We start from the raw sequence: 12,052 nt of genomic DNA, 5'->3' as shown, positions 1-12,052 counted from the left end.
CCTATCAACTCTGTATTTTCTATATACCAACATTATCACGTGAATGTTGGCTGCAAATTGACATTTAACAAATTGAAGCTTGCTAAATCAAAGTATAATGACACGTCGTTATATCATTACACCTAATAAAGCGATACAAACATCAATATCAATATCGGCAAAAATATCAGTAGCGTTATACAGGTATACAGGTCTTACACAAATAAGGAATGATCCATTCATGAGCACAATAAAACCGTTGCCTTTAGCTGGCCTTAAAGTTATTGAATTTACACATATGGTTATGGGTCCTGCAGCGGGTTTAATATTGGCTGACTTAGGTGCTGATGTTATTAAAATTGAGCCCTTAACGGGCGACAATACAAGGCGCTTAAAAGGCTCGGGGGCGGGTTACTTCTCAATGTATAACCGCAATAAAAAAAGTTTATGTTTAGATATCAAGTCTGACAAAGGCCTAGAGCTTGCATTGTCACTTATTGAAGGCGCTGATGTGGTATTAGAGAATTTTCGCCCTGGAGCCATGGATAAGCTAGGCCTAGGATACAAAGACTTGTCTGCATTAAATCCGCGATTGATATATTGTTCATTAAAAGGCTTTTTAAATGGTCCATATGCACACCGTACAGCGTTAGATGAAGTTACCCAAATGATGGGCGGGTTAGCTTATATGACCGGACTCCCCGGCAAACCTATGCGCGCAGGCTCATCAGTGATTGATATAACCGGCGGTATGTTTGGGGCTATTGGTGTATTGGCGGCGCTTGAAGATCGTCACAAAACTGGACGAGGCAAAATGGTGACCAGTTCGTTATACGAAACTACCGCCTTTCTGGTAGGTCAACACATGGCCCAACAAATGGTCACAGGTGAGGCTCCCCCACCTATGTCAGTGCGCCGTTCCGCATGGGCAATATATGATATTTTTGATTGTGCAAATAACGAACAAGTATTTTTAGGCGTAGTAAGTGATACCCAATGGCGAGTATTTTGTGAGGCCTTTGGATTTGCCGAATTTGCCGCTGATAAATCTTTAGATGCTAACAATGGCAGAGTTACCCAAAGAGATAAAATATTGCCTGAAATTATTCGCTTGTTTTCAACAATGGAAAAATCCGAACTAATGGACAGACTTGAAAAGTCGGGCTTACCGTTTGCGCCTATAAACAAACCCTCAGACTTATTTGACGATCCTCAACTAAACGCTGGTGGCCTAATTAACGTCACATTACCGTGTGGAACAAAAACTAAACTCCCCGGACTCCCCTTGGAAATGGATAATGAGCGCTTTACTCTACGAGAAGATATTCCAAGTGATCACGGAAATTCAATTACTACATTACAAAAAGCAGGTTTTGATCAAGCTCAAATAGATAAACTTATTGAGTTGGGTGTGGTGAGAGATTAAATTCATCAATTAGAAGCCAAAATCTACTCAGCCTGCAGCTGTAAATGCCGCAGGTATTCTACTGAAGAAGCAACATAAACTTTTTTGATAGCACTTAATGCGTGTCAATTTTAACACTATGATTTCTTCATAATAATTTACAATATTTGTTAACCATGACTATCTTGGCTAGTTTACATTATCATATACAAAAGCAAGGAGTATGAAGCGCCGATTCTGCAGCTATTGGTGTGGGTGCACCGCTCATTATTGCGGTTATGGTAAATCACGTTAGCAAATATCAGCTACACGATATGCTTTTTATACTCTGGTTTATGTTAGTCGCCATTGAATTGTCTATGTTCGTTTACGTAGGTGTTGATTTATAGCTCAAACAGCATATGTGGCTGCTGCCTTGCGCTACAGTAGGCTATTTTGTTGGTTTGCATCTTCTTTTCATCAGCGCTTGCTAGAAAGTGAGTAAGCAAAAATTTATTGCCTGCTGGGCAGTGTATTGCTTTTGATGAGTTGTATAGGGCTTTACCAGATGGTAAAAACTTAGCGGGAAAATAGCGGCAAATTTTCCAGAATAAACTCGATGGTATTTCTATAACGTAACCACGAGCATGGTATTAATCTGCCACAGTAGACTCAGATGTATTTAGTGCGTTTGCCATAGGGCAAAGTGTAGATAATTTAGGTTTTTTAGCTAAGTCAGCATTAAAAACATAGGCCAAGTGGTTAACCTTAATGATATTAACATTTAAATAGATCAGGCAATGGGCTAGGTTTATTTTACACAAATCTCGCCCTTACAAGTTCAGTTACTGGCGTTTCAAAAGGTCATATTTGAATTTGACATAATAACCAATTTACCGAAATAACCTCCCACTAGAGCTTAATTTAACCAAGTATACGTTTTTAAATACTGTTGCTGAAACGCACTTATTTCAGCGTTTAATTTCATCGTCAACGCGATGGCATCAAGCCCGTGTATCAGCATTTCCTTTTGCTCGGGTTTAATTGCAAAATCAAAAATTTGCCCAGGGCTTGCTGTTACTTGTTGTTTTTCTAAATCGATGTGAATACGATTAGACTGCGGATCGGACCAAACAAAGTCAGTTAAAGCTGCAATTTCTTTTTCTGATAGCACCAAGGGCAGCAACCCATTGCGTATGCAATTATTATAGAATATTGAACCAAATCCTTCGGCAATAATCGCTCTTATACCGTATTCTTTAAGTGCCCACACCGCATGCTCTCTAGATGAGCCACAGCCAAAATTAGCACCTGATAGTAAAATGCTGGTGTTAGCATATTCAGGTTTATTGAGTACGAAGTTAGGGTTGATTTCTCGGCTACCAGGCAGCGTATAGCGCCGATTAGCAAATAAACCGTCACCCAGTCCCTGCTTGGAAACACGCTTCATTTCGCGCGAAGGAATGATCACATCGGTATCTATATTAGCTTGTAATAAAGCGGCGGCTACGCCTAAGTGTTGGGTAAATTTATCCATTATAGGTAATCTCTTGGGTCGGCTAAATGCCCAGCAATAGCTGAGGCGGCAACCGTTGCAGGGCTGGCTAAATGTGATCGGGTTTCAGGTCCTTGACGGCTTTCAAAATTGCGATTAGTGCTGGTTACCACTCTTTTTTGATAACCAAAGTTTTCGCCACCGGCGTAAAAACACATCGAACAACCAGATTCACGCCATTCAAAACCCGCATCAATCAGTATTTTATCAATGCCCTCTTGCTCAGCTTGCTTTTTTACTAAGGTTGAACCTGGTACACAAATAGCTTTCACGCCAGATGCCACTTTGCGCCCTTTGAGTATTTTTGCCGCGACTCTTAAATCGCTTATACGGCTGTTTGTGCACGAGCCAATAAAGGCTGCGTCTATGGCTAAGTCACTTAATCGCATATTAGGAGTCACTTGCATATAGTCCATGGCACGAATATAGGATTGGTCTTCTAAGCCATTATCATTTAGCTTAACTTCGGGCACGACACCGTTAACAGAGCAGGTATGTTCAGGGCTGGTTCCCCACGTTATAGTAGGGCCGATATTGGCGCAATCAATGGTGATGACGTTATCGAATGTGGCTTGGCTGTCGGAATAAAGTGTTTTCCAATACTCTACCGCACGTTCCCATTGTTCACCTTTGGGGGAATAGGGTCTATTTTGTAAATATTCTATCGCTTTGGCATCGGGGGCAATTAAGCACGAAAATGCAGAAAACTCCACTGCCATATTACACAGTGTTAATCTTGCCTCTATGCCTAAATTTTCAATGGCAGGACCACAAAACTCAATCACGTAACCTGCCCCACCTGCAGCGCCATATTCTCCGATTAAATGTAGGATCATATCTTTAGCCGATACTACATCCGCTAACTCTCCGACAAACTCGACTTTCATGGTTTTTGGCTTAGTAACACGTAAGGTTTTGGTCGCTAAGGCGTGTTCTGCTTCACTTGATCCTATGCCCCATGCAAGGGCGCCTAAAGCACCTTGTGAACAGGTATGACTGTCAGGACAAACCAAGGTGCAGCCCGGCTGAACAATGCCTAACTCTGGTGAAATAACATGCACAATGCCTTGCTGTGGATCGTTAACATCAAATAATTTAATATTTGCCTCAACGCATGCTTCTCGTGTGGCAACAATAAAATCTTGGCCACTGGGCATTAAGGTGGTGTCGTTACGCCCTTTAAATGTGTCAACAATATGATCCATGGTGCAAAATACTTGATCAGAATTGACAACTTTACGGCCATCTGCACTTAAGCTTTTAAGAGCAATGGAGCCGGTGCGCTCGTGCAAAAAAACTCTATCTATATACAACAGCGATGTATCACCTTCTAGATTTGTAACCACATGTTGTTGCCAAATTTTTTCAAATAATGTTTTAGCCATTTTTTTACTCACGATTATAAATTCTTTTTTATCAGTGTCGCTCAGCAAGGTTAGCCTCTATAGACTTTAAGTTCCCGTGTTAAGAACGCTCATTAATACTCTTAGATATATCTACATCAAATATATTTTTTAGTAAGCCCAATCCCAATTTAGTATATGGAATAACATGTTCTCAAAGACTCAAAATATTTTTTCGAAACCTGTGGCGTTGGAATTTACGCGCCTTTAGGGTTAAGTGCTTTTTAAGCGCCTTTAACAACACATACAAATTAGACCTTATATCTTCTTTATATTGATAGGGCTTACCTATTTGTATGTAGACACCATCTATATTTTTACATACTTGAACAATATCCAAACATGTCGTTCCGGCTAGAGCACGTATAATAGCATCCGGATTTGTGTAGTTAATAAAACAAAGGGTGACCATAATGTAATATCAATTGACTTCAACGTCACGAATTAACTAACCGCTAACATCTTCTATTCTGTGCATTTTGATAAATATCAAAACCGCTAAGTAAGAAATGAAATGCTACGGATTTAAAACTAAAATTAATAAAGTTCGTATGACAGTCTATTCATTAAAATGCTTATTTTATACCCACTCATTGATAAATATTATTGGTTATTTGGGAGTATTCTTTTTTAATAGGTATTATGCTTAGCGAGTTGTCACTTACGCTACTTTACTATCAGTCTTACAAGCTACTGCAGCAAAATATTGTGAGTAGTACGTTCGGAAATGATATGCAGTTGCCTACTGAGCTTCAGCTGTCAAAAAATTTGATATTTCTAGGATCACCGCTAAGCGGGTTTTAAATGAATTTTTCCGATGGATTAGTCGCGCGCAAACGAGTTAAAGGCACTTATACGTTACACATAAATATGAGCCAAAATCCATTACGGCACCATTTATTGGATTACCCTTGAATGCATAGTTTGTAGGTATAATTACCAGTATAAAAATCAATATCTGACAATAAAAAGCCCTCAAAATGAGGGCTTAAATGTAGAATTTAACCTGCCTTAAATAAGCTTAGCACCTTTCAATGTCAATCATGCAAAAGGCAGTAAATACAATTGCATAACATTTGTTATCTTACGTACTAAGGATTAACCTTAGGATTCGTCTGCGTAATTAGATAGTCAATTAACTGCTCAAGTTCTGGCTCTGATAAAGTGCCGCGGTATGTCATGAGCGTGCCGGGTACCAGTTTGTCGGGTGCTGTTAACCATTTTCTTAAGATAGATTTATCCCACACAATGCCTGCATTCTTTAATGCTGGTGAATAATTAAAACCTTCTTGGATTGCAGCGGATTGACCAAAAAAACCATATAAATTAGGCCCTAACTTATGTGGTTCGCCTTCGTTTAAAGAATGACAAGCCATACAGGTAACGAATAAGGATTTTGGATCAAGTGCGGCTGTTGCAACGGCATGTTTATTTTTATTGCGCAATATTTCACTTACCACTCGCTCTGATGATTCCATCGCACCTTCCATGCCGGTGTTAGATAGTGCAGTGTGTTCGCCGGCAAAGTGCAAACGACCATGGGGTGGAGCAATAGCATTGCCAAATTCTCTTATTTGTCCGGGTTTATATGCCGGCCAAGTGCCCAGAATGAGCGGATCACTACCCCAATCTACTACTTTCTCTAATGTTACTAAGCCTTCGGCTTTCGGGTAAATAGCGTAAAAAGTGTCTAACAAAGCCTTATCGCGAGCTTCGGTTTGCATGCCGCTAAAGTACTCAGCGTTCGCACCTGTTAGCCAAAAAGTTAAGTTAGTGACATTACCACTGCCGTCAAGTGAGGTGGCAAATATGCGCTCAATTTTTGTGTCGGTCCACAGGCTTGGAGTATGCTCGCCCCAGTATTCGCCAGTTACAGTTAGTTGCACTATGAGGGTTTTGCTGTAATCAATTTCATTTATGGCACGTTGCTGCAATGCTGGCAAAGCTGGAGTGATATTAATTTTACGCAAGGCCGTTAAGGGGATTGAGGATATAACATAGTCAGCCTCATATTTTTTGCCGTCACTCGTGGTCACCACCACGCCCGTATCGTTTAGCGCAATGGAGCTAACAAATTTCTCTAATAAAACCGGATTTTTTAATTTTGCCGCCATGGCTTCAGGTAATCGCTGATTTCCCCCTTCAATAGCACTTAATCCGCCTTGAATATCGCCAGCTTTGGCGTAACTAGCAGCGGTTCTATATAGCGCAAGTAAAGATGTAGAGTCTAAAGTATCACCGTAACTATTGGTCTGATTAACGAGTTGCTTACTGCGCTCATCTAATCCCATACCGTTAAAAATGTTCGAGATGGCTACATCGTATTTTTGATACTCTTCTTGAAGCCAATCACTTGGCTGTTGTAAAGGGTTTTCACGCAGTGCTGCAAATATCATACTGCCAGGAGGAACGCGTTTTATAGGTGCTGGAAAGGTGTTTCCAGAGAAAGTAGCCCAAGCTTGAGGGGCTAAAAATTGTCCGTCAATATACAGCTGCATTGTTCGCATGCCGCCAACTACATCGGGTGCAGGTACTAAGGCCAAGCTTAATTTATTTGCTCGGTCTATGATGCGGGCATAATTTGTACTAATGGTATTACCCCCCGCTTCTGGACGACCTGGCACATCATCAAGTGTATAAATTCTACCGCCTACTCGATTTTTGGCCTCTAAAACGGTTACTTTATAGCCTTGTTCTTCTAACAATAACGCACTATTTAAGCCCGATAAACCGGCACCTATAATAATTACGGTTTCAGTATTTTTCGGTGTTTCACCTTGTTTTTCAACGCTTTTTTCGGAGCAGGCGCCTACAAGAACAAGCATGGCAACTAAGGCGGGTAAGCGCCAAATACTAGGCTTGTACACGCGTAAACGCAAAGATGATGTCAAATTAATTAGCATAAGGGTATCCCGTTTTTATAATTGGTATCATCAAGTTAACTTTTATCAAAGCAGAAAGTGTTCAGCCAACTTTTTTATATATATTAATTACAATTAAGCAAACTGATTATTTCCGCATTGACAATTGACAATTGTCATGAAAATGTAAATCATGTTGCGTGTAGGTTTTCACTAGATCCACTTTCTAACTAACTCTGCTCTAACACATTTGAATAGGTGTAACGACTTGCAGGGTAAATATTCTCTGCAATTAAAAGTAACGTATTATCTTTACTAATATAACGACGAATAATTAGCATTGCAGCACTATACATAGGCACACCGAGTTTATCGCAAAGATCGTTAGGGATAATCGTTGCGGAAAAGCTTTGCTCCACTCTGCCTATAGGCACTTGTTTCATTGCGTCGACAAAAGCATATAGTACTTTCTTTTTATTACTAATATCGGGCAGGATACTTTGATCGAACTTAAATTGGTTAATAACCGAATAACAGATAGGTTTTTTATTGTGGCTTTCTAACCTGACTCCAGCTAATTTAATAAAAGGTGTTGTAGCAGCGATAGCATAGATTTCAGCTTGCTCTGCTGTAATGTTCTGCAATTCGCAGCTTTCAATTTCAAATCGAGTTTGTTCACCAAAATTAAGTAAATCTTGGACCGAGTGAATAAACTGATTAATTTTATTGGGTAACTTATTGCGTAACACCCGCGAGCCAGAGCCTTGTCTGCGATCAACAAGGCCGGCGGTTTGTACATAACGTAAAGCTTCTCGTGCGGTATAACGGCTAATGTTATGAGTTTGACATAACTCTTTTTCAGTCGGCAGTAAATCACCGACTAAATATTGCTGCTGTAAAATAGCATCAATTATTTTCTCGCCTAATTCTTTATATTTAGCTTGTTTTATCGTTTTAGCCAATTAGAACCACCAAGGTGATCTCACCCCTGTATTTGTTAATAATGCTTTTTTGCGGATAAAACGACGAATAGATTCAGCACCCATTCTCGAACCGCCCAGACCAGATAAGCCAAATGACTGTTTTTCAGCTTCATGCACAAAGCCTGTTAATGCTGCATCATTAATACTAACACCGCCGACATTTAACTGGTGAGCGATAGCATGCGCCTTGGCTATATTTTGCGAAAAAACGGCTCCAGAAAGACCATATTTAGAATTATTGGCTAACGTGACGGCCTCTTGCTCTGAAGTAAATTCTTCAATAACTAACACTGGTGCAAAGGTTTCTTCAGTGGCAATTAACATCTCTGGCGTGATGTTATCGATGACTGTGGGTTGACAGTAAACCCCCCCGCCTAAGTTAACGAGTTCGCCACCACATAAGAAACGGGCATTTTTTTGTTTGGCATCAAAAAATTGCTCCTCTATTACGGCAACTTGTTTATCCGAAATTACGGGGCCCACTTGACCTTCAGTCATCGTTGGGTGGTTGTGTCGTAACTTACTCACCTTTTCAACTAGTAACTGTTTAAATTCTTTAGCGACACGGCGATCAACATACACTCTTTCTATACTCATGCACGACTGCCCTGCATTCACCATACTCCCCCAGCAAATGGCGCTGCTGGCGATATCTAAGTCAGCATCGGCACAAACAATAGCGGCATCTTTACCACCTAACTCTAAAAATGCCGGGATAAATAATTTTGCACAAAGCTCGCCCACTCGACGCCCGGTGGCAACGCTACCGGTAAAGCATAAAATATCCACATTGCTAGTAACCGCTTGGCCAGTTTCGCCGCCACCGGTTACTACAGCTAATACATTTTGCAATTGTGGCACTTTTGCTAAAACATCGGCTAGCACCTTAACAAAACGCGAGGTGACTTCGCTGGGTTTAATTAATATTGCACAACCCGCTAATAATGCTGGAATAGCATCTACAAAAGATAATAATAATGGAAAGTTCCATGGGCTCACTACGCCAACCAACTGAAAAGGATAATACTGTTGTTGGATTTCTAAAAACGGAATACTTGCCGCTCTTGCTGGTACGACATCTAACAATTTAGGCGCATCTTTACACCAACGATTTATCGTTTGTACTAGCGCATCAACTTCAATTTCAGATTCAGACCAGCGCCCAGTGTCTTCAGCAACGGCTTTAACTAACTCAGGTTTTGCTTTAACTATTTCAGCCGCAAATAACTGTAATTGTTCAATGCGCAACTCAAGCCCAGATTGCCACCAAGCAGCTTGGTGCTGACGTAAATTACTCGCTATTTTTTTTACCTGTTCAGCCGAAAATTCAACAAGGTCAAAATCGTATTTGCCGGTTCTTGGGTTTCTTATTTGCATGGTTATTTCCTCGGCTCTGAACGAGAAGCATCTGAATGAAAAATGCCTTTAGCCATTAAGTCGTCAATGACATTAACTTGTGTATCGATAAAGTGTTGGCGGTTTATCGGCGTTTGATCATTAAGTTGCACCAGCATATTATTTGCCGGATAAACTGTTTGTTGATATGTCGGTGCAAATAATTCATTGCGTTGACGGGCCAATAAGTTAGTCATCGCGGGCTTTAAGCGCAAAGCACGTAAGCTAGAGATATTAAGCTCCGCATATGCCACCATGGTTTCGCCAATCGTAGATTCCGCTAGCACTCGCCCTTTGGTATCAATAATTTTTGACATACCATCGGCCGAGTTAACCGGTAAGCTAATATCGGCAATTCCAGCTGAGTTCGCAGACACCACATAAGCCATATTTTCAATAGCACGCGCACGCTTAGCAATGTCTTTTGGCGTTAAACCCGGCGATGCAATTTCTGAGGTATTATGCAAAAATACTTCAGCACCTCGCATCGCTAAACAACGAGCTATTTCAGGGTATAAAATTTCTTCTGATGCGATAGCAGCTAAATTGCCTATCTCTGTTTTAGCGACAGGGAATACAGCTTCATAACCGTAAATATCTAAATACGGTTGCCACACATCATGCGGCGTAGGCGAAAACATGGAAATAAGTCGGCGATAGCGCAGTACCGTATTGCCAGCAGGTGACAATATAAAACAGGTTTGGAAATACAACTCAGGAAAATTAGGATCGGCTTCGTACGCATTACCCGATAAATAAATATTATTATCTTGAGCAATTTTAGCTAATCGGTTGTATTCCTCACCGTCAATATCTAGCACGGCTTTGGCTTTCCATTCCGCGATAGACTCCCCCATCGGAAAGCCCGTTAAAAAATACTCTGGCAACACCACTAAACGAACGGCTTCGCCAGAAAAGGTTTTAATAAACCCTAAACTCGATTTTACTTGCTTAGCAACATGCTCAATATTATTAAAAATTTGCTGGCGTGCTGCCGCTATATCTAAGCTATTGACTGATCTGCATTGTACTTGCAGGGCTAATGCGCTATACGCCAAATCCATACTTAAGCTCCTAAACTGTGCAGCAACATGACATGAAATTGTCCGCTGCCCTGTCTTAACTGTTTTGCTGCTGCATACTCATCTGACAGCCAAAATTTTTGAGCGGCAGCTTCATCAGGCCAAGTTGAGAGCACTACACTACCAGGCTTATGCTTTCCTTCTAGTAATACGTGATTATTTTCCATCACTGCGTATTGGCCACCATATTTTTGCACCAATTGCGGTACCACTGCGGTATATCGCTTAAATGCTGCCATATCTTTAATGGTGGCTTGAATAAGTAAATATGCTGCCATTAATAAAACGCCTGTAATCCAGTTTGTGCACGACCTAAAATCAAACCATGAATATCATAAGTTCCTTCGTATGTATTGACTGTTTCTAGGTTAATCATGTGGCGAATAACGTGGAACTCATCAGCGATACCATTACCACCATGCATATCACGGCTCATACGCGCGATATCAAGTGATTTACCACAGTTATTTCGTTTAACTAATGAGATCATGGTGGGATCCCAGTTGCCTTGTTCAATGATTTGGCCAACACGCAGCGACGCTTGCAAACCAAGCGTAATTTCGGTTTGCATATTCGCTAATTTAGTTTGAAATAACTGAGTTTGTGCCAGTGGGCGATTAAACTGAATACGGTCTAAGCCATATTGACGTGATGCATGCCAACAAAATTCTGCGGCACCTAATACGCCCCAAGAAATACCATAACGCGCCATATTTAAACAACTAAACGGGCCTTTAAGGCCACGTACCGTAGGAAACATATTTTCTTCAGGTACAAACACGTTATCCATGACAATTTCACCGGTAATCGACGCCTTTAGCGACAGTTTACCTTCAATTTCTGGAGTAGACAGTCCGACCATGCCTTTTTCTAATACAAAACCACAAATTTGATTATCTTCAGCTTCATTTTTAGCCCAGACCACAAAAACGTCAGCAATGGGTGAGTTAGTGATCCACATTTTGCTACCCGTTAGGCGATAACCACCGTTAACTTTTTTCGCTCGGGTTGTCATACAGGCTGGATCAGAGCCTGAATCTGGCTCGGTAAGACCAAAGCAACCAATCAGCTCGCCAGAGGCTAATCCCGGTAAAAACTTCTGTTTAATTTCTTCGCTAGCAAACTGATGAATAGGATGCATAACTAATGAAGATTGCACACTCATCGCACTGCGATAGGCACTATCAACACGCTCAACTTCACGCGCCACTAAGCCATAACTCACATAATCTACGCCAGAGCAGCCATAGCCATCTTTAATGGTGGCGCCTAATAAACCTACTTCACCAAATTTACGCATAATATGCGGATCAAACGTCCCCCCTGTGTCAGGATTGTTGTCACCCCTAAATAATCATTATGTTTAAAGACAGGGTGCGGCAAAAGAGAACGATATGGCTCGGTATTCAC

Annotated in this window: 8 protein-coding genes and 1 pseudogene; 1 reads left to right on the top strand and 8 read right to left on the bottom strand. The window is 40.9% G+C overall.

Annotation, left to right across the window (positions count from 1 at the left end; all coding sequences use genetic code 11):
* Positions 1-97: 97 nt before the first annotated feature.
* Positions 98-1,405, top strand: coding sequence for a CaiB/BaiF CoA transferase family protein (locus tag L2717_RS14820; protein ID WP_246611804.1), 1,308 nt, complete (start codon positions 98-100; stop codon positions 1,403-1,405).
* Between the two features lie 877 nt (positions 1,406-2,282).
* Here L2717_RS14820 and leuD read toward each other — a convergent pair.
* The 8 genes and pseudogenes from leuD to L2717_RS14780 form a co-directional block, all read right to left on the bottom strand.
* Positions 2,283-2,900, bottom strand: a complete 618-nt coding sequence (gene leuD / locus L2717_RS14815) for a 3-isopropylmalate dehydratase small subunit (RefSeq protein ID WP_220775085.1) — start codon at positions 2,898-2,900, stop codon at positions 2,283-2,285.
* A complete protein-coding gene (leuC, locus tag L2717_RS14810) occupies positions 2,900-4,303 on the bottom strand; it encodes a 3-isopropylmalate dehydratase large subunit (protein ID WP_248938081.1) in 1,404 nt (467 codons plus the stop codon). Before leuC ends, leuD begins: the two co-directional genes overlap by 1 nt.
* 1,109 nt (positions 4,304-5,412) lie before the next feature.
* Complete coding sequence (locus L2717_RS14805; RefSeq protein ID WP_220775053.1) at positions 5,413-7,224, bottom strand: FAD-dependent oxidoreductase; 1,812 nt, start codon at positions 7,222-7,224, stop codon at positions 5,413-5,415.
* 188 nt (positions 7,225-7,412) lie between these two features.
* Complete coding sequence (locus tag L2717_RS14800; protein ID WP_248938080.1) at positions 7,413-8,144, bottom strand: GntR family transcriptional regulator; 732 nt, start codon at positions 8,142-8,144, stop codon at positions 7,413-7,415.
* Entirely contained in the window at positions 8,145-9,542 is a 1,398-nt protein-coding gene (locus L2717_RS14795; protein WP_220774950.1) for an aldehyde dehydrogenase family protein, read from the bottom strand.
* Positions 9,543-9,544: 2 nt separating this feature from the next.
* Positions 9,545-10,624, bottom strand: coding sequence for a nitrilase-related carbon-nitrogen hydrolase (locus tag L2717_RS14790; protein ID WP_220774951.1), 1,080 nt, complete (start codon positions 10,622-10,624; stop codon positions 9,545-9,547).
* Positions 10,625-10,626: 2 nt separating this feature from the next.
* Positions 10,627-10,920, bottom strand: a complete 294-nt coding sequence (locus tag L2717_RS14785; RefSeq protein WP_220774952.1) for a DUF1330 domain-containing protein — start codon at positions 10,918-10,920, stop codon at positions 10,627-10,629.
* Positions 10,920-11,957 (bottom strand): annotated as a pseudogene (locus tag L2717_RS14780) (acyl-CoA dehydrogenase); the annotation flags it as partial. The pseudogene L2717_RS14780 and the gene L2717_RS14785, both read right to left, overlap by 1 nt.
* Positions 11,958-12,052: the final 95 nt, after the last annotated feature.

Origin of the sequence: Shewanella glacialipiscicola (assembly GCF_023283485.1) — a bacterium.
GTDB lineage: Bacteria > Pseudomonadota > Gammaproteobacteria > Enterobacterales > Shewanellaceae > Shewanella > Shewanella glacialipiscicola.
The sequence above is the reverse complement of the archived record's forward strand: the minus strand, read 5'-3'. Positions and strand labels throughout refer to the sequence as shown.